This window comes from Bacillus sp. CBEL-1 (genome assembly GCF_004348885.1).
Taxonomy (GTDB): Bacteria; Bacillota; Bacilli; order Bacillales; family Bacillaceae_H; genus Priestia; species Priestia aryabhattai_A.
On record NZ_SBIM01000013.1, the window covers coordinates 583,534 to 608,443 of the forward strand.

Sequence of the window (24,910 nt, forward strand, 5' to 3'; positions counted from 1 at the left end):
TTAATTTTCTATTCATTGAAAAATTCCTTGCCTTTATATAAAAGATACAGGCTTAACTCATCCATTATAACACCTTATATCTATATATACTGTTTAAAATATAAACGATGCGGAAATTTATGATACAATCAACATGTTTAGTTTTCAAAAAGGGCGTGGTTTTCATTAAGAACGTTAAAGGAAAAATGATTGACCAAGAAACGCGTTGTGTTCATTATCATTCCGATAAAGATATTATTGCAATAAAATTTTATTGTTGCAAAGACTACTATCCTTGTCATAAATGTCACGAAGAAACAGCAGATCACTCAGCTAAAGTTTGGCCAAAAAAGCTGTTTGATACCAAAGCCATTATATGCGGGGTATGTCATAATGAGTTAACTGTTACTGAGTACTTATCCTGTAAATCACAATGTCCAAACTGCCAAGCTCATTTTAATCCAGGTTGCAGTTTGCACACTCACCTCTATTTTGAAGTCTAATTACTCCACCATTAAGAAAAGCTGAACTAATTGTTCAGCTTTTTATAACAATTCTTCGTTAATATTAAGAACTGCTGGTAGTAATCCTGGAAACAGCTCTTCTAAATCTTCTATTCGCAACGAGTAAAAGTGCTGTGTTCCTTCAATTCTAACCTTAATAACTCCTGCTTCGCGAAGTACTTTAAAGTGATGGGATAGCGTTGATTTTGATACGTTAAGCGTCTGATAATAAGAACAATGACTCTCCTTTCTTTTCCCTAAACACTGTACGATGCGCAAGCGATTGGGATCGCTCAAAGCATGTAAGATAGAAGTTAAACGAATTTCTGATTTGGATGGTTGATATGGAATTTTCATATGTAAAAGGTATCACATTCTTATACCTCTTTTCAATGTGGGACAACCTTCAAATCTAAATGCTTGCATGGCTACTTTTCAAGTGTTATAGTGTTGATTGTTCGATGATTTTCGAACTAACAACATCAACGTTTTAAAATACTACTAGAGACCTTTTTATTTTAGGAGGAATAAATATGATTACTATCCAAGCTTATATGAAAATTAACCCTGCAAAACGCGATGCTTTTTTAGAAGCTATTCAAACATTAATTAAACATTCTACCGAAGAAGAAGGGAATGTAAGCTATCAATTGTTTGAAGATGCATTCGAAAAAAATTCATTTGTAATGCTTGAAGAGTGGAAAGATGAAGCTTCTATTCAAGCTCATAATCAATCTACGCACTTTGTATCATTCGTCCAGTTTGCCAAAGATGGCGTGTTAGTAGCTCCTTTAGAAGCAAAAACTTCATTTTCTAAACCCGAATGACGAAAAGTACAGATTTCAATTCAATGCAAAAAGTCTAAGTGAATGATCACTTAGGCTTTTTTTCCTTTCTTTTTCCAGGTTCTATGCCTATAATAGTCATAGTCAATTATTAAGAAGGTGATTAACGGTATGATTATTTTAAACGTAATACAAGTAGGAACGTTTCTTTTATTATTCGTTGCTTTTTTATGCTTATTTTGGACAATCAGACGCCCTAAACCATGGAAAAGCATTGCGCTACTTGCTAGTTTTTTTGTTTGTTCTGCTCCTTTGCTTTATGCTTTATACGACGAATCCAAACATAACTATTTAGACGCAAACATCGGTCTTGGGTTAGCCTATATCTTCACTTGGGGATTAACCACGTTGCTTGCAGTTGTTGCACTATTTCGCACGTTTTTCCTACGCCCTCATCGCTAAAATAGCCATTATCTAGATGTACTACTTACCAGCAAAGTAGTACATCTTTTCGTATAGTTATTTTTAATTTGTATACGCTAATAGTTGAACAGTTTCCTTACATACAACTGTCTTAAGACGAAATGAGGAGTGAAAGAACATGAAACGCCTATTAGTTATACTCACTGCGATTATGCTGATTGCCATAAGTCGCACACTTGTGTTTGCTGCTGAAACAAAAGAGCCTAACGAAACAGCTCCTGCAAAGAATGCTGATGTTCGCATTGTACATGCTTCTCCAGATGCGCCTGCAGTGGATATCTTCTTAGATACAAAACCCGTTGTAGAAGGTGTAAAATTTAAAGATGCTACGGACTTTTTACAAGTACCGGCTGGATCACATCAAGTAGAAGTTTATGCAGCTGGTACAAAAGGAACAAAAGAGCCTGTAGTAAAAGCAACGCTTGTTGTAGAAGGTGGAAAGTCTTACACGATTGCTGCTATTAACAAAGTAAATATGTTAGAACTAAAAGCAATCTCCAACAATACGGTAGGAACGCCCGATAAAGCAAACGTTCGTGTTGCTCACTTTTCACCTGATGCTCCAGCTGTTAATGTTGGACCAAAAGGAGGGGCTCCACTGTTTACAAATTTAGAATTTAAAACGGTATCTGACTACCAGGCTCTTGCTCCTGGTGCTTATGATCTAAGTGTCACAACCGCAGATGGCAAAGAAATACTTGGACTTCCAGGTACTAAAGTAGAAAGCGGTAAGAATTATACGGTTTTAGCCGTAAATACTGCAAACCAACTTGAAACCATTATTTTAGAAGATACAAAATAACTATTAAATAAGCCAGCGCAATTATGCGCTGGCTTATTATTTCGTATTCACCGACTGTAAGTTTTTAGAAGAAATATACGATTGAATGTAAGCTTGCTTACCCTCTTTATATTGACTAGAATCATTCCAATAAGAAGAAGCAAGTTTATGTTTCATTTCAATATAGCCTTCCTGGAATCTTTCACTACGCTTTAACTCATCTTGGAACAGTAAGCAATCATTCCAAAATGTTGAATTAATGGCTGTTACATAAAGGTGTGCGTGCTGAATATGATTTGGTATTTGGCAATAGAAGTCATTTTGCTTTATATATTTTGGATAATGCGACAAAGAAGCCTCATCCTTCAAAGCAATAAATATATTACTTTCTTCTATATATACATATGGGCCATTTTGCAATATTTCAATGACTGATTTTAAATCTTCAGATCGTTGAACACCTATTAATACATCAATAATTGGAGAAGACAACATATTAGGGACAGCTGTACTTCCGATATGATGAACTTCAATTGAAAAGTCTTTAAGCATTGAGGTTACCTTTTCTTTTTCAAATGCATAAAGGACCGGCCATTTTGTTTCGTAATTCACAAGTTCAACCAATGGTCTCCACCTCTCTTTAGCTTTCTTTATAATTTACCATTAAATTGATTAAAAATAAATAATTTTCAAACAATTATTTTTATACAATTTTCTCTTTCAAAGATTTTATGAAAACTGATCAATTTCATTCTGAGCCATGTGGACTAAATTATTAATAAATACTCCATTTACTTGTTAATATTCGCTCATATATACTTCTTTTTTATGAAGTAAAAGTTAAAGATAAAAAAATCGCCCTTTTTATCTTCCATTTGTTTAGGACAAATTCATTATACCGCCACTGTTCGACATATAGTATCATGGATAATGTAGGTAACTTAAGAGAAATATTGTTTTACCTTGAATTTTTGGTTAAGTTGCCGATATATGCTTTGAAATCCATTTTATTTTTAAGGAAATTTAGTAGAATGCAAGGAGGAAAAAATGAATAATAAACACATGATGTATGCAGTTTGTACAACTGCTGCTCTAAGCTCTTCGGCTCTTTTCTTTAATTTAGAAGCTGAAGCTGCTCAACCAGCGACTGTGAATGCCACATCATTAAACGTGCGTGCACTTCCAAGCACAAGTGGTGCAATCGTTGGCAAACTGTATAAAGGAAACACAATTAATGTATTAACAGAACAACAAGGATGGGCAAAAATCCAACTTAACGGCAAAGACGCTTGGATATCAAGCGAATACATAGAGAAAAAAACATCATCCACTTCTCCCACAAATGTTGTCTCAAAACAAGCAACGGTTAACGCCAGCTCTTTAAACGTTCGTTCTGCTGCTAGCACTTCCGCTTCCATCGTTACCAACTTACCTCGCAATGCGAAGGTTACCGTGATTAAAGAAAACGGCGAGTGGGCGCAGATTAAAACAAGCGATGGTAAAACTGGATGGGTGGCTAAACAGTACTTACAGATCGGAGCTACTACTCCTTCTACTGAAAGTGGAGGCACTTCCGTTTCTAAACAAGCAACGGTTAATGCAAGCTCTTTAAACGTTCGTTCTGCTGCTAGCACTTCCGCTTCCATCGTTACCAACTTACCTCGCAATGCGAAAGTTACCGTGATCAAAGAAAACGGCGAGTGGGCGCAGATTAAAACAAGCGATGGTAAAACCGGGTGGGTGGCTAAACAGTACTTACAAATGGGAGCTACTTCTTCTTCTGAAAGTGGAGGCACTTCCGTTTCTAAACAAGCAACGGTTAATGCAAGCTCTTTAAACGTTCGTTCTGCTGCTAGCACTTCCGCTTCCATCGTTACCAACTTGCCTCGCAACGCGAAGGTTACCGTGATCAAAGAAAACGGCGAGTGGGCGCAGATTAAAACAAGCGATGGTAAAACTGGATGGGTGGCTAAACAGTACTTACAAATGGGAGCTACTTCTTCTTCTGAAAGTGGAGGCACTTCCGTTTCTAAACAAGCAACGGTTAATGCAAGCTCTTTAAACGTTCGTTCTGCTGCTAGCACTTCCGCTTCCATCGTTACCAACTTACCTCGCAATGCGAAGGTTACCGTGATCAAAGAAAACGGCGAGTGGGCGCAGATTAAAACAAGCGATGGTAAAACTGGATGGGTGGCTAAACAGTACTTACAGATCGGAGCTACTACTCCTTCTACTGAAAGTGGAGGCACTTCCGTTTCTAAACAAGCAACGGTTAATGCAAGCTCTTTAAACGTTCGTTCTGCTGCTAGCACTTCCGCTTCCATCGTTACCAACTTGCCTCGCAACGCGAAGGTTACCGTGATCAAAGAAAACGGCGAGTGGGCGCAGATTAAAACAAGCGATGGTAAAACTGGATGGGTGGCTAAACAGTACTTACAAATGGGAGCTACTTCTTCTTCTGAAAGTGGAGGCACTTCCGTTTCTAAACAAGCAACGGTTAATGCAAGCTCTTTAAACGTTCGTTCTGCTGCTAGCACTTCCGCTTCCATCGTTACCAACTTGCCTCGCAACGCGAAGGTTACCGTGATCAAAGAAAACGGCGAGTGGGCGCAGATTAAAACAAGCGATGGTAAAACTGGATGGGTGGCTAAACAGTACTTACAAATGGGAGCTACTTCTTCTTCTGAAAGTGGAGGCACTTCCGTTTCTAAACAAGCAACGGTTAATGCAAGCTCTTTAAACGTTCGTTCTGCTGCTAGCACTTCCGCTTCCATCGTTACCAACTTACCTCGCAATGCGAAGGTTACCGTGATCAAAGAAAACGGCGAGTGGGCGCAGATTAAAACAAGCGATGGTAAAACCGGGTGGGTGGCTAAACAGTACTTACAAGTAGGATCGGATCAGCCAGAATCAAACAACCCAACTGAAAAAATTACAATTACAAAAGCTGCTAATTTACGTACACAGCCAAGTTTAAGCGCAAGCATTATCCGCGTAGCACAAGCTGGGGAATCATTCAATAAAGTAGCTGAGTCAAATGGTTGGGTTCAGATTCAATATTCCAGTTCTCAAACAGCCTGGGTATCAAAAGGACTAACGAGTACTGAAGCATCTTCAACACCAGGTGAAGTGACAAACTCAACTTCCGGTTTAGAAAAGAAGCTAATTGTTATTGATCCAGGTCATGGTGGTCATGATCCAGGAGCCGTTGGTCAAGACGAGCTTGAAAAGAACTTAGCACTAAGAACAGCTAAATTAGTAGCAGCACAAGTTGAAAGCGCAGGAGGCACTGTTTTATTTACTCGTTCTGATGATACCTTCATTTCTTTAGATGGGCGAACGCAAATCAGCAACGCAAGCGAAGCTGATGCATTCGTTAGCATTCACTATAATGCAGGAAGTTCATCTGCTACTGGGATTGAGACTTATTACTATTCGGCTCGTGATCAAGAACTTGCAAAATATATTCAAGAGAGTATGGTGCAACATACAAATATGAGAGATCGTGGTGCACACCAAGCTGATTTCTATGTTTTAAAACATAATAACAAGCGCTCTGTTCTCGTTGAGCTTGGGTTTGTATCAAACCCAACTGAAGAAGACCGCATTGCAACTGAACAATATCAACAACAAGTTTCTCGCGGTATTGCAGAAGGTATTGCACGTTATTTTGCAGCGATTAAATAAAAAAAACTCTCCCTTATAGGAGAGTTTTTTTTACCAACTTGCTTTTTTCACACCAGGAACTTGCCCTTTATAAGCTAACTCTCGAAATGTAATTCGAGACATTCCGAATTGGCGTAAATACCCTCTCGGTCTTCCTGTTACACGGCAACGATTCTTTAAACGAGTCGGCGATGAATCACGTGGTAATTTTTGTAACGCTTCATAGTCCCCTTTTTCTTTTAGTTCTTGTCGAAGAAGTGCATATTTTTCTACCATCTGTTGACGTTTATGTTCTTTTACAACTTTTGATTTTTTAGCCAATGAATATTCATCCTTTCACACTTTTAGTTAAATAGTAATAATTACGATTTGCGTTTTGCGTTTTATGAGCAGTTTTTATATTAAAACATAGATAAAGGTTGAACGCAAGCACAAAAGCTTATTATTTTATTAAAATAACATTTGAAATTTTTACCATTTTTTAGGTATTGTTTATAGATAAAGAAAACATTTCAATAATATTACAGTTCATTTACATCTCGATAACTTCGCTTTTATTTGTCGAATTGTAGTATATAATCATTTGTAGAAATTCCAAAAATAATATTTCTAAAGTAAAGGTGATTAAAACATGAAATCGACTGGTATTGTAAGAAAAGTTGACGATTTAGGTCGTATTGTAATTCCTAAAGAACTACGACGTGTACTTGAAATAGATGTAAAAGATCCTGTAGAAATTTTTGTAGAAACTGATCGCATTATTCTAAAGAAATATGAGCCTAATGGAGCTTGTGCAGTTACAGGAGAAGTATCATCTGACAACGTAACGCTTGCTGATGGAAAACTAACATTAAGCCGTGAAGGCATGGAACGTTTACTAGAAGAATTAAAACAACATAACATTTAATTAATTTGAAAGGGAATCGCTAAGTAGCGATTCCCTTTTTACTTTCTATTTTATAATATGCCAAACGTATGCAAATACACAATAATAATAACAATTGGAATAATGTAACGAAGTAAAATCATCCATGCTTTAAACAAATGCTGCGCTGTTCTGGAGCCAGATGTGAACTCTTCATATACCGCTTTTTTATCCATGCGATATGAAACAAAAAATGAGATTAACAGAGCACCAAATGGCATTAAGATGTTAAGGGTTAAATAATCAAGCGCATCGAATAATATTTTGCCACCAAACGTTATATCTGATAAAACACCAAAAGATAGAGCTGAAGGAACTCCAACAATAAAGATTAAAATCCCCATAACCCAAGACGCCTTCGTTCGCTTATCGCTTTTACCTTTTGTTACTGCTGCTACAATTGTTTCAAGTAAAGAAAATGCAGATGTTAATGTAGCAAACAAGAATAGCGCTAGGAAGATTGTTAAAAACAAGCCACCAAAAGGGATTTGTTCAAATACAGCTGGTAATACGTTAAATAGTAATCCCGGCCCTGCTGTGGGCTCCAATCCAATTGAAAACACAGCTGGAAAAATTGCTAGCCCTGCAAAAATTGAAACTAAAATGTTTAGTCCTACAATCATTCCACCTGAACGTTGCAGGCTTTCCTCTTTACTTAAGTAAGAACTATATGTGACCATGATTGAAATCCCGATACTAATAGCAAAGAAAGATTGACCCATAGCATATAAAATGCTTTCAGATGTTAGCTTTGTAAAATCAGGACTTAAGAAAAATGCTACACCTTCCATCGCGCCATCTAATGTTAATGAACGAATAATTAATGCAATAAATAAAATAAATAGTGCTGGAAACATGTATTTGTTTGCTTTTTCAATTCCATTTTGAACACCTTTAGCAACGACTATAATCGTAATAATCATGAAGATTAATTGTCCTATGACAGGTGAAAAAGAGCTGGAAATTGTATTGTTAAATAAGGCTGCGTAATCATCTGTTGAACCTACTAATTGATTTGTAACGCTTCTGTATAGATATAGTACAATCCAACCACCAACAACGCTATAAAATGATAAAATGATGAAACTTGTAATAACTCCTAGACGCCCTATCCATACCCAAGCCGTTCCTGGAGCAATTTTTTCATATGCGGAAATAGCATCTTTTTGTGTGCTACGCCCAATAACAAATTCAGCTAATAGTAAAGGCAAACCAATTAATAACGTAAAAAGTAAAAAAATTAATAAAAACGCGCCTCCTCCACTTGTTCCTGCAACATATGGAAACTTCCAAATCGCTCCGATTCCAACTGCTGAACCTGCTGCTGCCATAATAAAACCTAACTTTGATGTCCATTGATTTGTTTGATTCATCTTGATGTTCCTTTCTTTCTAAATTTCTTCAATAAAAAAAGCTGGCCTAACGTCTCTTCACAATAAGAGACGTTAGGCCAGCTGACCTCCGCGGTACCACTCTTTTTGATATTAATCCATTGATTAACATCCACTTTACTTGTACACCATGTACAAACCTTATAACGGAGGTTATACGTTAAGATATAGTAAGAAGCAAATTCTGTTCCATCTTAAGGGCTCCTGGGCGAGTTCAAGGTCATATTATACTGCTTCACACCAACCAACAGCTCTCTGTGATAATTAGATCCTTTACTACTCCCAATCAACGCAAAATATCTATTAAAGAATTTAGTCAATTTATTTCGAAAATTTATAATATACGTATCATAAGTCTTTTTTTTTAGAGTGTCAACCACTTTTTTTATTTATTTTTCTATCTTTCTACAAAATTCGTCATTTTATGCATATGTTTTTGCCTTATCTAATCATGATGGTATACTGGTTATGTAGTAAGAATTTACATATTAGGAGTGGTAATAATGTCTGCGTCTCAGCGCCTTTTACATCATTTTTTAGCTCATCGTAACGTAACAAATATGTTGATTGATAAAATTGAAGAACACCATTATGATTATCAACCAACACCGACATCTATGTCAGCATATAAGCTCACTACACATATGCTTACTTCTTTTTATACATTTGCCAAAATAGCACAAGACGGCAATCTTACCCCCTTAGAAGAAAAGCATAATATTGAACAGAAAAACTTATCAGAATTAGCTTCTCATTATACTGAAAAAACAAAAGAAATCTTAGCTTCTTTAACAGATGATCAGTTAAACCGCATTATTGATACTTCTGCGGTATTTGGTCAAAAAATGCCTGCAAGCCAATTAGTGTCAATGGCAATTGATCATGAAATTCATCACAAAGGTAACTTGTTTGTATATGTTCGAGAAATGGGACACACAGACCTACCTCTATTTGTAAAGTGGGGATAATTCAGCAGCGTAATTGACTAACAGTCAATTACGCTCTTTTTTTAAAAAAGAACGGCTTGTAAATAAAGATAGAAGGGACGTTCTATTTTGTCAGAATTATGATATAATTTTACTAATCAATCGATTGTTCCTTACGTATCTTTCTCCTTAAGCTGTATTGATTGAACGACATGTTCTCTAACTACCTTTAATAAGGAGGCAGTATCAATATGAACCGCACACTTTCACAGTCTTCGTTTATTTCGTCTTTTGGTGGAAATGTAATGAACGTTCTCTCTCCTCAAGCTGGTGAAAACATCTTAGAAATCGGCTCAGGTAATGGATACATGGCAAATCAGCTTAGTTCTCTAGGTGTGAACATAACAGGTATTGATTCGTCTGAAAATATGGTTGAGCAGTCACAGCATCATTACCCTCACCTTCAATTTATGCACGTCAATGCACTTGATTTAGACTATGAAGATCAGTTTGATGCTGTGTTTTCCCAAAACACGCTTCACCTTATTCACCCTCCTAGTGTTGTTATTAAGAATATTTATCGTGCACTTAGACTGCAAGGACGTTTTGTGACAGAATTTAATGGTAAAAACCATCTCTATCCTGTTTTTAACGAAGTAATGCGACAGCTTGCTGTTTTCAATATTATTTCATCTGATTTTTCTCTCCCTTTTTATTTTCCCAGTATTGGAGAATACACTTCCTTGCTTGAGCAGCATGAATTTCATGTTCAAAGCGCTATTCATTTTACACACCCTCTCGTTTTGCAGCACGAAGATGGCCTTCGTAACTGGCTTGATACACATGCATCATCTCTTTTCAAGAATATAACAGCTGAAACAAAACAGATTATCTTCAATAGAGTTGAAGATAGGTTACAAGAAACATTTTTTAAACACGATGAATGGTACTTGCCGGCAGCCTCTATTCGCGTACAGGCTGTAAAAATAAGCTAATGTTTCAAACAAGCCAAAAAGCCATGTGGTATTTCACCACATGGCTTTTAGAGCGCCAAAGACATTATTTAAAGTGAAGCATATACCCTTTGCCTCGTACTACCTGAATATCAAGCGTTTTTCCTATTTTTTTACGAACTCGGTACATTAAAGAATTAAGCTCTTCTGGATTAACAAATACATCATTTGTTTCCATCACTCGTTCTGGCCATACTTGTTTTTTGAGCATTTCTTTTGAAACGAAGCTATCGTGCTGTTGAAGCAAATACGATAAACACGCATATTCCTTCTCTGATAATACATATACTTCATCTTTCACTTTAATCTTTTGAAGTACGGGATCAAGCTCGTATTGCTTAGGTGTATGAATTTCATTTAATAGTGGACCTAAATCTAATGTTGCATCCATATCTTGGCTAATAAATGTTAAGACAGCTGTATCATTTGCAATCGATATTTGATCCTGGTGCTGAAGTGTATATGAGTGAGTCGGAATAAGCTGTTGTCCATTTATTTGTGTACCATGTTTGCTATTTAAATCAATAAGCTGATAGTTGTTTTCAGTAGTAATAATTTCAAAGTGCTTGCGAGAGATGTATGCGCTTTGAAACGCTAAATCAGGCAACCATCCATCTCCTTTTCGTCCAACTACAATAGTAGATTGTTCAAGAGGGACAGACGTTCCATTTACAAACGGAGCACCATGCTGAATAATGAGTGTACCATTCATCTGCATCACCTCTTTTTTTAGAATTTTCTTTATTTTGTTATGTAATTATGATTATCGTATTTATTGCGATTGTATGTTACTTTCGATACTATCAACTTATCCACTCTTTTTATAATATATGTTCAATTTGTACAAGTAAATAATTTCAGCAAAGTTTAAGTGGATAGTCATAATTAAACTCAGTAATTAAATTACAGTGTATTTTTGATAAACAATAATTAGTTATTTTGGCATATGTATATGTGATTACCTTCACAAATCTTATCTCTAAGCAAGTTACTGGAGGAAACAAAATGAACCGTGTAGCACAAGAAAAAGAAATTAAAGCCATTAAAAGACGTGTTGCTGTTGTACTACTAATTATGGGATCGTTTTTATTAACCGGCATAAGCTATGGAATTTATTCTATTATGATGCTGAACCTACATATATGGTGATGTAAAAAAGACATACTGAGTATGTCTTTTTTTATTATTCTTTGTTTGCAACACCGGCATCTGCAAATGTCGCCATTTCTGTAATCATTAAGCATGCTGAATGAAGAAGTGGAAACGCAATGGCTGCGCCGCTTCCTTCACCAAGACGCATCTGTAAGTTTAACAACGGTTCTTTTTTTAAAATGGACAGTGCGAATCGATGACCTGGTTCAACAGATTGATGACTGGCAAACATATAATTGGAAGCCAATTCATTCATTTGGACAGCAAACACTGCCGCTGTGGTACAAATAAACCCGTCCACAATGATTGGTATTCGATGTGAAGCTGCTGCCAGCATTGCACCAACCATTCCTGCAATTTCAAGCCCTCCAAAAGCTGACAAAATGGCAATTGGATCCCTGACATCATATTGTCTATTCTCTAATGCCTGCTCAATTTTTTTTATTTTATGCTTTAGTTGTTGAGAATTGATTCCTGTACCGCTGCCGACTAGCTCGTCTACTTTATGACTTGTTAAAGCAGCTAGTAAAGCCGTGCTAGAAGTAGTGTTACCAATTCCCATTTCTCCAACAATTAAGCATTTTATTCCTTTTTTAATTAGATTTGTTGCTTCATTTATACCTATTTCAATCGCTTGTTCTACTTCATTTCTTGTCATTGCATGCTCTTTGCAAAAATTACGCGTACCCATTCTAACTTTTTGGCACGAAAGCTCACTGTGTTGAACTGAAGAGGCAATCCCAATATCCACAAGCTGGAATTGAGCTCCAATTTGTTTACTAAATACGTTAATTGCCGCTCCTCCTGCTAAAAAGTTAAGCGCCATTTGAGCCGTTACGCTTTGCGGGAAAGCCGAAACTCCCTCTTCAACAACTCCGTGATCAGCTGCAAATACCAGTACTCCAGGCGGTGTAACGGTTGGAAAAGTCTCTTGTGTAATGCCAGCCAAATTAATTGCTAGCTCTTCTAACCTTCCTAAACTTCCTTGAGGCTTTGTTAACGTGTCTATATACTTTGCTGCTGCTTCTGCCGCTTTAACGTTTAAGGGCTGAATTTGTATGCTTGTCAAAATGTTGTACACTCCTTATTTTTTTCTATATTCCTTACTTTATCAAATACTAAATTAGATTGGCTATACTTTTTGCATGTCTCTTGTTACAGCACAACTACTCCACTTCCTTTATAAATAGCCAGTGTATATAAACCCTTTTTTCAACACAATTTATAGGAAAGGCTAAATAAGAAAGGAAGAAAAATGTGAAAGAACAACTCTCCTCTTTTGTTAAACGACTTAAAGATTCAGTCACTAACGCTGCTAATGAAATTCAACAAAAAGCAAAAGTAATGTTATCTACTGATTGTACCACTGTTTTTGAGCTATATGAGTGGGTAAAGGAGCATCCTGGAACCCATATCCAAAAACAATCCCTGCTTAACTTCAATTATTGTTTTTATTCACTTAAGCTGGACAGTGCTAGTTATTATATGGAGACAAAAGATAGCTATTTGCTGTACATGTCGATACAGCAGTCCACAGGAGATTTTTTCACTTACCATTCTTACAAGAATTCTATCCATGATAAAATTAGCATCCCCTTTCCCTCAACTCAAAAAAGCACGATTTCATAAACGAAATCGTGCTTTTCACTCATATATCTGTTACTTACCTTTGCGAACTTTAAAAAGAAAGAAAGCAACGAGAAACCCGCCAATCGCGGTTAAAAGTTTCCACATATGTACAATTGGATTGCTCTTCAATTCGTAAGTTTCTCCTTTCCTTTCATAACAACTAACGTACAACCTCATCCATTTCCATACTATACCATAATTTGTTTATAAATTGCAATAATCGATTATTTTTCATAATGTAGCCATCTTGATTTTTCCCCGCCCATTTTCTCATAAAAGTTCTGAGCAACTTCATTATCAGTGGCTGTTTCCCAAGACAACCCCACTAAATCATGTTCTTTTACGTACGTTTCACATGTCTGGAATAACTTTTCTCCTACTTTATTTCCGCGATTCATTGGCAAGACGTACAAATCATTTAAAATGGCTGTTTTCTTTAGCTTTAGTGTGCTGAAAGTTACATAAATGGTTGCAAAACCAAGTAAGCGATTTTGTTCCTCGGCTACGTATTGAACTCCTTTTGATGGATCAGCTAATACTAACTCAATATGAGAAACTATCTCTTTTCGTGGGGGTTCAGGCTGATGGTAAAAATCAACAATATATTCTTTCATCAACGTTGCTAGTCGTTCAACATCTTTTTCAACTACACGTCTAATAACGACCATATGCTCACTCCTCTAGTTAAATAGTATGAAAATCCAACTATTTATTATAGCATAAATTGGATATTTTACAGAACAATCTGATAGATTAATAATCTCTCTAAAGAAAGGCATACACTGGACAAACTTCCCATATATTATCAATGTACTAGCTTTTTAACAAATAATGAATAACTTTTTATATAGGGTGAGGATTATTTTTACTCGTGCAGTCGTCATTTTTTGTGGTAGTTTATTAATCGGCTTAGGACTTAACGGATTTATTGCACCCCATCATTTATTAGATGGTGGACTTATCGGCTTGGGCTTAGTTATTTATTACATGATTGGTTTACCAATCGGCATATCTATTTTAATAGTTAATATCCCTGTTTTTATTTACGCTTTTTTTTACCATCGCAAACATTTTTTTTATGGAAGCGTTGGGCTACTCTTTTCTTTTTTTATGACAGAAAAGCTCAATGTTTTTGATGGAAGTATGGAAATACCTTTACTTTTTAGTTCCATAATTGGAGGCGTGCTAATTGGTATGGGAATCGGTTTAATGCTTCGATATGAAGTCAGCTCAGATGGACTTGACCTTATCGCTTTGATCATTTCAACAAAATGGCCGATTAATATTGGCCTCGTTATTTTTCTATTGGACAGCTTAATTATGCTTATCGGCTTACATATCGTAGGTTTTACGGCTTTTTGCTACTCGATGATTGTCATAATGATGAGCAGCTTTATGATTATTACCTTCACTTCAAAGAAATGGATACCATAATAAAAAGCGCCAGCTCCAGGCGCTTTACATATTACCAACATACATATCTAAATGATGAGGAAGAACCGAAATTGTTGCGGGCGTAGCTGTTTCTTTTTCGCCATCACAGTCTACAGTCTTCTGTGGAGTAGCCTCAATCGTTACTCGTTTTGTTTTAAAATGTAATAGTTGACTTGTTGGGTCCATCTGCTCTTCTCCAGGCGCTGTTTGAAGCCATTTGATGAGAGGTTCAAGAGCCATTTGTTTGACCACATATACATCTAAAAGACCATCTTGAAACGAACAATTTCCTAAAACAGCCCTGTTTCCACCAAGGAAAGGGCCATTTCCAATTAAAACCATTACTGCTTCGCCCTCATACGTTGTTTCATCACTATCAACTTTTACTTCAAAAGGTTCTACTTGACTAATCGTTCTACCCACACTCATATAATATGAGAGCTTGCCAAACTTTTCTTTCCCATCTTCTAAAATGTTTTCAGAAACGTCTGCTACAAGACCGATTCCCCAGAAATTCAAAAAGTACTGTTGATTATGCTGGCCGATATCAACCGCTGTTTTCTTTTGCTCAATAATTTGCTCTACTGCTTTCAATGGATTTTGATTCATACCAATTGCACGAGAAAAATCATTACATGTTCCTCCTGGAAGAATTGCAAAGATAGGTCGCCGTTCAAGAGGGGCAAGTGCATTTATTAGTTCATAAATAGTTCCGTCTCCTCCAGCTCCAACAATAACATCTACATCAGAAGCAATTTCTTTTACAATTTCTCCCCCCTGACCTGGGGCTTCGGTTTCATATAGCTTTACCTCTGAAAAAATTGTTCTCAATCTATTACAAATAAGGTCAATGGACTCAATTAATTTTTTATTACCTGCGTTTGGGTTTAAGATAACTGCTACTTTCATGTTTGTCTCTCCTATACATGACGTTTATTTGTCATTGTTCCCCTATCTTTATTAAATTGAAACATCAACTTTTCCTAATGTGAATTTTGAACGTTTTATGACACTCTGTAAAATAAAATATTCTTCTTCTAAAAGCTGATATAATGTTTTCCTAGAGCATGGCATTATCTGAAGGAGATGAAGTAATTTATGTCAATTAAATATATGACTCAGCTATTTGCAGCTTGTTTCATATTTCTTTTATCAATAGCTGCAACATGGTATGAGGGTTCCAACTTAATTGATGATTCATTTGAATGGGGAGACTCAGCAAAGTACACTTCTGTTGCTAGTTCATCTATTCAATCAGGATACGACATTTCACAAGTGGATTATTTTATTTATGCGGCTAAATTCTACCCATTTTTCCCTATAATGATGCTTACGAGCGGCTTATACTTACTTACTCTCCTGTTATTTGTTGCTTTTAAGAACCGCTGTTCATATATGAGTTTTTGTTTATTTATACTAGCAATGCTGCTGTTTTCCCTTGGGTATAAACTATCGGCAAGTCCGACTGTAGGAGCAGGAGCGCTTATGAAAACTTGCTTAACAACCGGGTCGTTTGTGTTAATTTTCAGCTTTTACTATGGTTTAAAATATTTAAGAACTCACAAAATCCCTTTCTTATCTTCATAACCTTTTGTTCCTTACTTAGATAAAAAAGCACAAGGATCCTAGTATATTCTTTGATTCCTTGTGCTTTTCTTTTATAGAACAATATCAAAATATTCTTTTAGCTTTGCTCTAAATTCATCCTCTGAGTTAATAGCTGTTTCCCTTTTATTCAGTCCGTTTGTAATTTTCAACGTATTGGATGACAATGAGATTTTTCCATCCTTAGTCGCTACGCTACAGAGCTTCTTTTGGCGAAAAAATGAGGTTGAATCTTGTTCATAATACCTGCAGGCACCATAAAAGTCTTCTAGTTTTCTTGATTGAAGAGAAAATTTAAAAAGATCCTGCCAATTATTGTTTTTTTCTTGAACAATCCATTCGTCATTACGCTTTACCACTCGATATTCACCATTATGATCTTTATACGTATATCGGTCCTCAATTAGTAAAGGTTCAAAAAAGCCACCTCCAATTCCAATATCGGCTAAGTAACTTTTTCCACTTATCTCTACACAGAGCGCGAGATGCGTACAGTCTTTGTTCCAACTCTCTTGCGTTTCGTTCCAAAATGCGCCTGATATCAACCTTACTTCAAATCCAATTTTTGTTAAGATTGTGTACAATAAGCTGTTTGTTTCAAAACATAACCCGCCGCGTTTGTTTCGTACAACTTTATCAAACACTTCCTCTGGGTTCATTGATAAAGGCTTATTTAAGTGAATATCAAGATTCTCAAAAGGAATTGTAAGGACGGATTGCTTATGTATGTGTTTTAATAGTAATGTTTGATCTGTTTGTGGATGTACGTGAATATGCTCTAAAAATTGTTGAACATGAACCATTTTTTCTCCTCGCTTATCTTCTATTTAAATACTGTTTAATACGCTCTGCCACCTGTTGATAAAAACTAAGTTCATGAGGGACTAAACTGTTGTAGGTGATGTCATCTTTGAAGATAGACTTCACACCGCCCTGGCATATGAATCCTTCGGCAAGAAAACTATTTGTTTTCCCAAAACAAAAATTGTAAAAATGATTAAAATCCACACAAACAATTCCTGCTACCTCTTCCAACTGTAACTGATAGTCGCTTATTTTATATGGCGTTTCGTATATAAACACATGCGCAATCTCTTTATCTATGAACTCTTCTTTGTAAGCTTCGTAGTGAATTTTTCCAATTGAAATTAGTTCTTCCCTTTTGACTTTTACACCTAGTTCTTCTTCAACTTCTCGAATTCCATCTCCAACGGTCTCGTCAGCTAAAAGATGTCCTGCAGCAGTGATATCAAATAAATCTGGATAGTCTTCTTTATCGAGACTTCTAAGCTGTAAATAAATATAGTCTTTAGCTGCTTCATGACTAATAAACCAACAGTGAAACGTTTCATGCCAATATCCAAGTCGATGAACTTCTGCCCGTGATGCTTGTCCAATTAACTGATGGTTATCATCAAATATCCTTAACATTTCATTTTTCATAACGACGCTCCTTTACTTATAATCATAAAAAAGCACCACACTGGTATAATCTTACACCATTGTAGCGCTGATGAACATTATTTTACTCTGATTATTTCGAGAGGAAATCACGATTAGCAGCTAAAGGGGGCTGCTCAAGCCAGCCTTTTTTAATACTAATTTTCACGCCATCAAGAGCAAATTTAGCTGTTTCTAATGATAATCGACCGAAGTCAATTGTAATGTCTTTACGAGCAACTTTTGAAAGGGCTGTTCCATAATTAGAAAGTCCGTTTGTGCTTGCAATGCCTGTGTGATACATCATTAATTTATCTGAAAAAGGTGCAATTCGAGACTCAGAGACTTCCGGATCCCATAGCTGTGGTGAGGGAAGGTCTTCATCCGTCAATAAATTGATAAACAGTTCAATATGCTTGTGAGCAATCTTTCGGCCTCGCACTAAATATTCTCTTAAGTCATCTGATTCAGCCGCTTGGCTAAACGCAATCATTAAAGACTTTCCAAGCATATTCGTATCTAAGTTCACATACACGGCTTTAATTTCTTGTGCTGTAATGGGACGCTGCTTTCCTCGCAGCTTTCCTAAAAATGATTCGCTTTCAACAAACTCTATTTTACTAGGAATAGGGATACTCGGTGTTCGAATAACAATTCCCTTTTCCAACAGATATTCAATCGTATCGTGAAAAATATCTATATACTCGTTCATGTTTTGAATAAAAAACTCTCGCATATCGCGGCGATGCGAACCAAATAGCGCATCTGAATATTGTATAATTGAGCCTCTGGCCATTTCCTTTAAATAGAATAAGTAAAACTTATCTGAAAACATTCGCGGAGCATTCAAAAAAACATCTGCTTCACTAAAACCTGCTGGAGCTATCATTTTCTCTTGCTCAAAAATTAGCTGATAACGTGCAATTCGAGCGTGCAAAAGGTCGGTATTTTTTGTTAAAATTCCTTTTGCATTCCCATCGTATACATGTTGTGAAAAGTGTTTCATTACGCATAAGAGCATTGTTTCACCAATATACCCTTCCCATAAAGAGCCCACTTCCCCTGATGTTAGCGTTACAACTCTTCCATTGTTATCCATAACGTCACCTCTACGTCATAGTATGAAGCAAAGAAAAACATATTATGTAAATCCCGCACTTATCATTAAAAATATTAATGATTGAAATAAAATAACAATATTTCACTAATAATTAAATTTCCTTTAAGCTGAAGAAGTATAAATGATATTGGAGTGAAAAAACATGAATAGAAATACTTTTATAAAAAATGGACGTTTTTTGGCATATACCGGTGGTCTTGCTTTTACTTTTGCTGTTGCAATAGGAGGATATTTACTTGCATCTCTCTCAATTTTTCAAATGATAGGTCCCCTTGCTTGTGCACTATTGATTGCAATTATTTATCGTAACTACATTGGGTATCCCACTCAATTTAAGCCAGGCATTAAATTTGCATCTACGTTTTTACTTCGTGGTGCTATTATCTTATATGGTCTTCAGCTTCAGATTGATCAAATATTTGCCGTAGGGATCGGTATTTTTTTCAAAGATGCATTGGTTATTATCTTATCAATTACCTGTATGTTACTGATTGGAAAATGGCTAAAAGCAGATTTGGCCATTTTATTATTACTCGGTGTAGGAACAGGCGTATGCGGAGCAGCCGCCATTGGGGCCGTTTCGCCTATTTTAAAATCAAAAGAAGAAGACATTGCAATAAGTGTTGGGATTATTGCGCTAATTGGAAGCATTCTCTCCATTGCCTATCCTTTTCTTCAGTCAATTTTAGACCTTTCTCCTGAAGAGTACGGAATATGGTCTGGCATGAGTTTACACGAAATTGCTCATGTAACCCTTGCTGCTATGCCTGCCGGCCAAGAAGCTCTATCACTTGCTATTATAGCTAAACTTGGCAGAGTTCTATGGTTAATTCCACTTAGCTGTTTGTTTGTTTTATTTATGAAAAGGAAGGAAAAACAAGAGACATCAACTGTCATTAAATTTCCTTGGTTCTTAGTGGGCTTTCTCTTAATGAGCATTTTCAATAGCTATATTTTAGAAAGATATGTATACATTCCTAATGCAATAGTGAGCACCATTCCTACCTTAACTACGTTCCTTTTAACAATGGCAATGGTTGGTCTAGGATTAAACGTTAACATTAAAACGTTATGTTTCAAATCTGCTCGACCACTAATAGCAATTATCATTACCTCATTGCTTCTATCAACTATTACACTAGTGATGATTTAATTCACAAAAAGAAGCGACTCTTCAACAGCCGCTTCTTTTTGATTCGATTGTTTATTGTTTTTGTTCAACTGGAGTATAACCAATATAAGATGACTGTGGACGATAAATCCGATTATCTTCTGACTGTTCAAGTACGTGTGCAGTCCATCCAACCAGTCGACTTGCCGTAAATGTTGGCGTAAACAAATCTGCTGGAAGCTCTACTGCTTTCATAACAGCTGCAGCAAAATATTCCACATTCGTGTAAATCTTTCTTCCTGGCTTATATTCATTTAACAATCGAATGGTTGTATCTTCAATTTTCACAATAAAATCAAACCATTCGTTATCATTTGATATTTGTTTGGAAACTTCTTTTAAAGCTTCTGCTCTAGGATCATGAGTTCTGTAAACACGATGTCCAAAGCCCATAATTTTCTCTTTTTTCTCAAGCTTCTGTCGCACCCAAGGTTCAATGTTTTCTGGAGACCCAATTTCTTGAAACATACTAATAACACCAGAAGGAGCACCGCCATGTAAAGGTCCTTTCATTGCACCAATCGCTCCACAAATCGCAGAGACCATGTCTGATTCGGTTGACGCTACCACGCGTGAAGAAAATGTTGATGCGTTCATACCATGCTCAATAGTAAGTACAAAATAAGCGCTCAATGCTTTAACAAGGCTTGAATCCGGTACTTCTCCTGTAATCATATACAGATAGTTAGCCACGTGATCTAAATTCTCATTCGGCTCAACCACTTCTAAATCATTCATTTTACGATACCAGTAAGCAATAATAGTTGGCGTAACTGCAGTTAATGCAACCGCTTGATTTTTTGTAGGCGGCCAACTGTAAGATGGATCCCCTAGTGCTGAAATGCATGTACGAAGAGCACTCATTACTTCTGTATCTCTAGGTAGACAATCCATTAAAGCTACGATATTTTTAGGTAATACTCGATGCGCTTTCATCTCTTCTTTAAATTCATTAAGCTGTTCATGATTTGGTAACTGTCCGTTCCAAATCAAATAAGCTACTTCTTCAAATGTATAGTTAATTGCTAAATCTTTTGCCCAATATCCACGGTAAATTAGCTGACCTTTATCTCCATCAACATGCCCAACTTTTGTTTCAGCTGCTACAATTCCTTCTAAACCTTTTACATATGTCATTATGACCACTCTCCCCTTTTTATTTTCTCTTTATTTACGAGGTGTTCTTGTAGTCTGATAAATTTCATCTTTCTATATTTATTCTTATTCTTTGTATGTAAGAACAAATCAATGATGATAGATGGGGAACAACTATTATTATTTCTATAAATCGGAGGTTCTAAAAATCAGTATTTCTGAGGGTATAGCCATTAATGATAACGCTTTCAACATTGTGTTCTTATACAAAATAAGAAGTGCCATTTTTGTAAAAAAGATGAATTATCATTCAGTTTCCTTATGTAAGAGTTTACATTTTATTGAAACATAAGTAAAATAGATAAATAGAATAAATAGTATGAAAACAAAGAATATTAGTGAGGGGCTTGATTATGGACATTCGTGAACTGCAACACTTTATGGAAGTTGTAAACCAAAAGAGTTTTACTAAGGCTGCATCTGCTATTCATTTATCTCAACCAGCTTTGAGTAAAATTGTGAAAAAGCTTGAAGAAGAATTGGGTGTTGATTTATTTGATCGCTCGACTCGCAAATTGACTCTTACAGATGCAGGTCAAGTTGTATATAATCAAAGTCAAAAATTAGTTTCGACATTGCATGAACTTCATGCTTTACTAGATGACCTTAGGCACTTACCAACTGGGGAAATTAAAATCGGTATCCCGCCTTTAATTGGCACCATTGTTTTTCCAATGATTGCGAAAAAATTCACTAAGAAGCATCCACAAGTAACCCTAGAGCTCGTAGAATTAGGTGCTAAGCGTATCGTTGAACTTGTTGAGTCTGAACAGGTGGACCTTGGAATCATTGTACTTCCGGTGCAAAACCCTATGTTTCATGTCTATCCCTTTGTACAAGAAGAATTTAACTTATATATTCATCACAAACATCCACTTGCTCAAAAGCAGGTCGTGTCTCTATCAGAATTAAAAGAAGAATTTTTCATTTTATTTAGTAAGGATTTCTCGCTTCATGATCGTATTATTCATGAATGTATCGAAGCCGGCTTTCAGCCAAAAATTGCGTATGAAAGCTCGCAGTGGGACCTTATCATTGAGCTCGTGGCTTCTGAGCTAGGAATTGCTATTTTGCCAAAATCAGTTTATCCAAAGATTAATAACCCGCTGATACGTAGCATTCCTATTTCATCTCCAACACCAATGTGGGAGCTAGGTATTATTTTAAAGAAAGAACGCTATATGTCATTTGCTACGCGAGAGCTTCTTAGCTTCTTAGTAGATGAAGAGATTATCCTACCGTCCCATATGATGAAAAAAGAAGAAGCTCAAAATTTACCTACTCCGTAATTTATTAAAAATAAAACGGGACAAAACGTCATAATTTCTTCTCATAGATAATTCATGACGTTTCTACAATGGTTAAATTGTAAAAATAAGTTCAAAACCAACAAAAGATATCTGAACTATCGAAAAGATTTAACTTTCGACAGTTCGGATATCCCGTTGGGTTAACTGTTTCTTTTCCAACTTCTTTTATATAAACATATTCTTATATCAAAACATAAAAAAACACCTTCATAGTAAGAGAAGATGTTAGGAATCGTCTGTACTTGTTTCTTTATAGATTTTGTGCAACATGCGATTAACAAGGATCATGCATACTCCTGCAAGTGCGAAAAGTGCGAACCATTCTTCCATTACCATAACTTTTCCTCCTTTGAAAATCGACTTAGTAGATTGTCTTACAAGATAATTCGAACAAGTATCCTGTAAGACAATAATAGCAATTGATACCTGAATTGTAAATAGTATGCGCTTACATTTTTTAAAGTTTTCGGTCTATTTAATGATTTGTAATGATTTCTACGGGTCCATGGTCGTCACAGTGACCGTCATGCACATGATGTAGCCTTCCATTTACTAAATAGTCCATATGATCTCCATGGGGAACCATCTCATGGCCGCAATCCTCTTCATGATTACATCCACACTCAATTGGCTGACATGCATCAGGGTTAGTTTCATTTACTGGAATTACACACTCATCCCAATGATCATTATGTTTATGGTGTAGATGACCGTTATGAACATAATCAATATGACCATCATGCATAATTTTCGTATGTCCACATGCTAGGCTATGCTCATGCTTATGTAACCCACTATGTTCTTTATGCTCCATTTTTTCACCTCCCTACTCTGTCTTTATTATACACATTTCCCCTAATTAAAAATCAGCATAACATTTTAAAGAACAAAAAAAAGCTGTGCACGTGGCACAGCTTTTTATCCAACAGAATGTTTAATGTTTACGAGATCACTTAAATTATTCATATAGATAATCTGATTACCAAATGAATTTCCCTTTAACATTTCTGTATGAGATGGTTTCATTCCTATGATATAACAGGTAACTCCCATAATATCAAACGAACGCATAAAGGATGAAAAGGCGTGGATGCCTTCTGGTTTCAGTTCATTAATTCCTGAAAAGTCAAAGAGCATAATGGAATAATGACCATCATATGTAGCATCTTGGAGCACTTTGGAATTTTCTGCTACGAGCTGCTCATCTAAATCGCCAAACAGCGGAATAAGAGCTACCTTTTCAGAGAGCTTAATGAAAGAAGCTGATAGCTGCTTAATTCGTTTTAGAGACGCCTCTAAACGCTCTTTTTGCTGTAAGAGCTCAAAGTCCGTATGTGCCAATCTCTTTTGATGAGCTTGGACCATCTTTGTTAGCTCTTTGATACGTTCGTCTTGGTGAAGGCAAACTAAGTGTCCAACTTCTTCATCCCACTGTATAAAACATTCAAATAAAGCATAAGGTGATTGCTCAGTCTGTAACACTAGCTCTACCTTCTGGGCGGTATACTCTTTTTCTTCCAAGAGCGTTGTGCGCTTCCGGTTTTCCTTTTTTTCGTTGTCGTCTTTTGCAATATACTCTGTTCTTAAATATTTCTTTGCTTTTTCTTTGCTGAACGTATCAACAACTTCTAAGAAATTATCGACCGACGCAAAAGTCGTCATCGCTAGCTTGGAACGATTTAAAATTTTAAGATTTCGGTCCACAGTAAAATATGGAACAGGAGCACTTTTAAGCATCGACATGTATGTCCACCCCTTTTTTATAACGTAATAACCATTCATTTAGTTCGTTTAAACTTGGCATTTGTTTTGCTATGTCGACCACACTGTTTGCAACATGATTTGATGCAATGAGCCTTCCACCAATTAGCATGATGGGTTTTGGATCTAAGCTCTCTAACAAATTCACATATTGCGGAAGTTGGTCTAAATGAAATGAAATGGTAACGGATAATGCTACAATATCGGGCTGCCAGTCCGTTGCCATAACCTCCGCTGCTTCTTTTGGCAAATCTGCTCCTAAAAACCGCGTATCAAATCCATGTTCTTCAAATAGAAGTGAGACCATCTTTAATCCAATAAAATGCTGTTCTTCTTCTAAACAAAACAACATCACTTTTCCATGCTTTTTATTTCTCTTACTTGTTACCTGTTTATAAAATCCATAGCGTGTTAATAGGTAGTCACAAGTTGTAGTCGCTACATGTTCATCAGCAACCGTAACAATATTCTTTTCCCACAGCGTACCAATATAGCGCATAGCAGGGGTCAACAGACCTTCATAAATATCTAGGCTACTTGCGCCTTTTTCTACTGCTTTCTCTACTATATTCCACGCACTATCTTGATTTCCTGAAAGTAGCTCATCAACTAACCTCAGAGTTTGAGATTCCAATGTTTCTCACCTCAGTCCATCATTTGTAGCTTTTTACCAATAAAAAT

The 24,910-nt window shown here is 36.2% G+C and carries 29 protein-coding genes and 1 other annotated feature; of the genes, 14 read left to right on the forward strand and 15 right to left on the reverse strand.

Going from position 1 to position 24,910, the window contains the following annotated elements; translation table 11 throughout:
• The first annotated feature begins 119 nt into the window (after positions 1-119).
• Positions 120-482 (forward strand): CHY zinc finger protein, encoded by a 363-nt coding sequence (locus tag EPL02_RS12915; RefSeq protein WP_094910484.1) that lies wholly within the window; start codon positions 120-122, stop codon positions 480-482.
• 42 nt (positions 483-524) lie between these two features.
• On the opposite strand, the gene EPL02_RS12920 is transcribed toward EPL02_RS12915, so the two are convergent.
• A complete protein-coding gene (locus EPL02_RS12920; RefSeq protein WP_131887936.1) occupies positions 525-839 on the reverse strand; it encodes an ArsR/SmtB family transcription factor in 315 nt (104 codons plus the stop codon).
• 176 nt (positions 840-1,015) lie between these two features.
• Here EPL02_RS12920 and EPL02_RS12925 point away from each other — a divergent pair, with 176 nt between their 5' ends.
• The 3 genes from EPL02_RS12925 to EPL02_RS12935 all read left to right on the forward strand — a co-directional run bounded on the left by EPL02_RS12925 (position 1,016) and on the right by EPL02_RS12935 (position 2,552).
• Entirely contained in the window at positions 1,016-1,309 is a 294-nt protein-coding gene (locus EPL02_RS12925) for a putative quinol monooxygenase (protein ID WP_094910486.1), read from the forward strand.
• 129 nt (positions 1,310-1,438) lie between these two features.
• Positions 1,439-1,729 carry a hypothetical protein gene (locus tag EPL02_RS12930; RefSeq protein WP_094910487.1) on the forward strand — a complete coding sequence of 97 codons (291 nt, stop codon included), beginning with the start codon at positions 1,439-1,441 and terminating at the stop codon, positions 1,727-1,729.
• A gap of 139 nt (positions 1,730-1,868) precedes the next feature.
• Complete coding sequence (locus EPL02_RS12935; RefSeq protein WP_131887937.1) at positions 1,869-2,552, forward strand: DUF4397 domain-containing protein; 684 nt, start codon at positions 1,869-1,871, stop codon at positions 2,550-2,552.
• A 36-nt stretch (positions 2,553-2,588) separates the two neighbouring features.
• Here EPL02_RS12935 and EPL02_RS12940 read toward each other — a convergent pair whose 3' ends face one another.
• Positions 2,589-3,155: a GrpB family protein gene (locus EPL02_RS12940; RefSeq protein WP_165932573.1), complete on the reverse strand. Its 567-nt coding sequence runs from the start codon at positions 3,153-3,155 to the stop codon at positions 2,589-2,591.
• 423 nt (positions 3,156-3,578) lie between these two features.
• Here EPL02_RS12940 and EPL02_RS21200 point away from each other — a divergent pair, with 423 nt between their 5' ends.
• Positions 3,579-6,218, forward strand: coding sequence for an N-acetylmuramoyl-L-alanine amidase family protein (locus tag EPL02_RS21200; protein WP_286175430.1), 2,640 nt, complete (start codon positions 3,579-3,581; stop codon positions 6,216-6,218).
• Between the two features lie 30 nt (positions 6,219-6,248).
• Here EPL02_RS21200 and rpsN read toward each other — a convergent pair whose 3' ends face one another.
• Positions 6,249-6,518 carry a 30S ribosomal protein S14 gene (gene rpsN, locus EPL02_RS12955; protein WP_094910491.1) on the reverse strand — a complete coding sequence of 90 codons (270 nt, stop codon included), beginning with the start codon at positions 6,516-6,518 and terminating at the stop codon, positions 6,249-6,251.
• Positions 6,519-6,828: 310 nt separating this feature from the next.
• Between rpsN and EPL02_RS12960 the strand changes: the two genes are divergently transcribed.
• The gene (locus EPL02_RS12960) at positions 6,829-7,104 is read left to right on the forward strand and encodes an AbrB/MazE/SpoVT family DNA-binding domain-containing protein (protein ID WP_025909989.1); all 276 of its coding nucleotides are present in this window, start codon (positions 6,829-6,831) and stop codon (positions 7,102-7,104) included.
• A 50-nt stretch (positions 7,105-7,154) separates the two neighbouring features.
• On the opposite strand, the gene EPL02_RS12965 is transcribed toward EPL02_RS12960, so the two are convergent.
• Positions 7,155-8,495 (reverse strand): sodium-dependent transporter, encoded by a 1,341-nt coding sequence (locus EPL02_RS12965; protein ID WP_131887939.1) that lies wholly within the window; start codon positions 8,493-8,495, stop codon positions 7,155-7,157.
• A 62-nt stretch (positions 8,496-8,557) separates the two neighbouring features.
• Positions 8,558-8,812, reverse strand: a binding site (T-box leader).
• A 204-nt stretch (positions 8,813-9,016) separates the two neighbouring features.
• Between EPL02_RS12965 and EPL02_RS12970 the strand changes: the two genes are divergently transcribed.
• Both EPL02_RS12970 and EPL02_RS12975 read left to right on the forward strand, forming a co-directional pair.
• Positions 9,017-9,481: a DinB family protein gene (locus EPL02_RS12970; RefSeq protein ID WP_131887940.1), complete on the forward strand. Its 465-nt coding sequence runs from the start codon at positions 9,017-9,019 to the stop codon at positions 9,479-9,481.
• 209 nt (positions 9,482-9,690) lie between these two features.
• Complete coding sequence (locus tag EPL02_RS12975; RefSeq protein WP_131887941.1) at positions 9,691-10,434, forward strand: class I SAM-dependent methyltransferase; 744 nt, start codon at positions 9,691-9,693, stop codon at positions 10,432-10,434.
• A gap of 64 nt (positions 10,435-10,498) precedes the next feature.
• Here EPL02_RS12975 and EPL02_RS12980 read toward each other — a convergent pair whose 3' ends face one another.
• Entirely contained in the window at positions 10,499-11,164 is a 666-nt protein-coding gene (locus EPL02_RS12980; RefSeq protein WP_094910496.1) for an FHA domain-containing protein, read from the reverse strand.
• Positions 11,165-11,457: 293 nt separating this feature from the next.
• Here EPL02_RS12980 and EPL02_RS20930 point away from each other — a divergent pair, with 293 nt between their 5' ends.
• Complete coding sequence (locus EPL02_RS20930) at positions 11,458-11,601, forward strand: hypothetical protein (RefSeq protein WP_165932574.1); 144 nt, start codon at positions 11,458-11,460, stop codon at positions 11,599-11,601.
• Between the two features lie 34 nt (positions 11,602-11,635).
• Here the strand turns inward: EPL02_RS20930 and cobT are convergent, their stop codons facing one another.
• On the reverse strand, positions 11,636-12,673 hold the full coding sequence (gene cobT, locus EPL02_RS12985; RefSeq protein WP_286175433.1) for a nicotinate-nucleotide--dimethylbenzimidazole phosphoribosyltransferase: 1,038 nt from the start codon (positions 12,671-12,673) through the stop codon (positions 11,636-11,638).
• A 188-nt stretch (positions 12,674-12,861) separates the two neighbouring features.
• Here cobT and EPL02_RS12990 point away from each other — a divergent pair, with 188 nt between their 5' ends.
• Complete coding sequence (locus EPL02_RS12990; protein ID WP_094910497.1) at positions 12,862-13,233, forward strand: hypothetical protein; 372 nt, start codon at positions 12,862-12,864, stop codon at positions 13,231-13,233.
• 224 nt (positions 13,234-13,457) lie between these two features.
• On the opposite strand, the gene EPL02_RS12995 is transcribed toward EPL02_RS12990, so the two are convergent.
• The gene (locus EPL02_RS12995; protein WP_094910498.1) at positions 13,458-13,901 is read right to left on the reverse strand and encodes a GNAT family N-acetyltransferase; all 444 of its coding nucleotides are present in this window, start codon (positions 13,899-13,901) and stop codon (positions 13,458-13,460) included.
• Between the two features lie 163 nt (positions 13,902-14,064).
• Between EPL02_RS12995 and EPL02_RS13000 the strand changes: the two genes are divergently transcribed.
• Positions 14,065-14,667, forward strand: coding sequence for a YitT family protein (locus tag EPL02_RS13000; protein WP_094910499.1), 603 nt, complete (start codon positions 14,065-14,067; stop codon positions 14,665-14,667).
• A 24-nt stretch (positions 14,668-14,691) separates the two neighbouring features.
• Here the strand turns inward: EPL02_RS13000 and EPL02_RS13005 are convergent, their stop codons facing one another.
• Positions 14,692-15,576: a diacylglycerol/lipid kinase family protein gene (locus tag EPL02_RS13005; RefSeq protein ID WP_094910500.1), complete on the reverse strand. Its 885-nt coding sequence runs from the start codon at positions 15,574-15,576 to the stop codon at positions 14,692-14,694.
• 189 nt (positions 15,577-15,765) lie between these two features.
• Between EPL02_RS13005 and EPL02_RS13010 the strand changes: the two genes are divergently transcribed.
• Entirely contained in the window at positions 15,766-16,254 is a 489-nt protein-coding gene (locus EPL02_RS13010) for a DUF4306 domain-containing protein (RefSeq protein WP_094910501.1), read from the forward strand.
• A 71-nt stretch (positions 16,255-16,325) separates the two neighbouring features.
• On the opposite strand, the gene EPL02_RS13015 is transcribed toward EPL02_RS13010, so the two are convergent.
• The 3 genes from EPL02_RS13015 to EPL02_RS13025 all read right to left on the reverse strand — a co-directional run bounded on the left by EPL02_RS13015 (position 16,326) and on the right by EPL02_RS13025 (position 18,811).
• The gene (locus EPL02_RS13015; protein WP_094910502.1) at positions 16,326-17,075 is read right to left on the reverse strand and encodes an arylamine N-acetyltransferase family protein; all 750 of its coding nucleotides are present in this window, start codon (positions 17,073-17,075) and stop codon (positions 16,326-16,328) included.
• Positions 17,076-17,088: 13 nt separating this feature from the next.
• Entirely contained in the window at positions 17,089-17,715 is a 627-nt protein-coding gene (locus EPL02_RS13020) for an NUDIX hydrolase (RefSeq protein ID WP_094910503.1), read from the reverse strand.
• 91 nt (positions 17,716-17,806) lie between these two features.
• Positions 17,807-18,811, reverse strand: a complete 1,005-nt coding sequence (locus EPL02_RS13025; protein ID WP_131887943.1) for a DUF3231 family protein — start codon at positions 18,809-18,811, stop codon at positions 17,807-17,809.
• A 163-nt stretch (positions 18,812-18,974) separates the two neighbouring features.
• On the opposite strand from EPL02_RS13025, the gene EPL02_RS13030 reads away from it, so the two are divergent.
• Positions 18,975-19,985, forward strand: coding sequence for a YeiH family protein (locus EPL02_RS13030; protein ID WP_131887944.1), 1,011 nt, complete (start codon positions 18,975-18,977; stop codon positions 19,983-19,985).
• A 51-nt stretch (positions 19,986-20,036) separates the two neighbouring features.
• On the opposite strand, the gene EPL02_RS13035 is transcribed toward EPL02_RS13030, so the two are convergent.
• Positions 20,037-21,140: a citrate synthase/methylcitrate synthase gene (locus tag EPL02_RS13035; RefSeq protein ID WP_131887945.1), complete on the reverse strand. Its 1,104-nt coding sequence runs from the start codon at positions 21,138-21,140 to the stop codon at positions 20,037-20,039.
• Positions 21,141-21,511: 371 nt separating this feature from the next.
• Between EPL02_RS13035 and EPL02_RS13040 the strand changes: the two genes are divergently transcribed.
• Entirely contained in the window at positions 21,512-22,447 is a 936-nt protein-coding gene (locus EPL02_RS13040) for a LysR family transcriptional regulator (protein WP_131887946.1), read from the forward strand.
• Between the two features lie 496 nt (positions 22,448-22,943).
• Here the strand turns inward: EPL02_RS13040 and EPL02_RS13045 are convergent, their stop codons facing one another.
• The 3 genes from EPL02_RS13045 to EPL02_RS13055 all read right to left on the reverse strand — a co-directional run bounded on the left by EPL02_RS13045 (position 22,944) and on the right by EPL02_RS13055 (position 24,863).
• Positions 22,944-23,282 carry a hypothetical protein gene (locus EPL02_RS13045; RefSeq protein ID WP_131887947.1) on the reverse strand — a complete coding sequence of 113 codons (339 nt, stop codon included), beginning with the start codon at positions 23,280-23,282 and terminating at the stop codon, positions 22,944-22,946.
• Positions 23,283-23,386: 104 nt separating this feature from the next.
• Entirely contained in the window at positions 23,387-24,211 is an 825-nt protein-coding gene (locus EPL02_RS13050) for an STAS domain-containing protein (RefSeq protein ID WP_131887948.1), read from the reverse strand.
• Positions 24,198-24,863, reverse strand: a complete 666-nt coding sequence (locus EPL02_RS13055; protein ID WP_131887949.1) for a cobalamin B12-binding domain-containing protein — start codon at positions 24,861-24,863, stop codon at positions 24,198-24,200. The genes EPL02_RS13050 and EPL02_RS13055 overlap by 14 nt, the downstream gene beginning before the upstream one ends.
• Between the last annotated feature and the right edge of the window lie 47 nt (positions 24,864-24,910).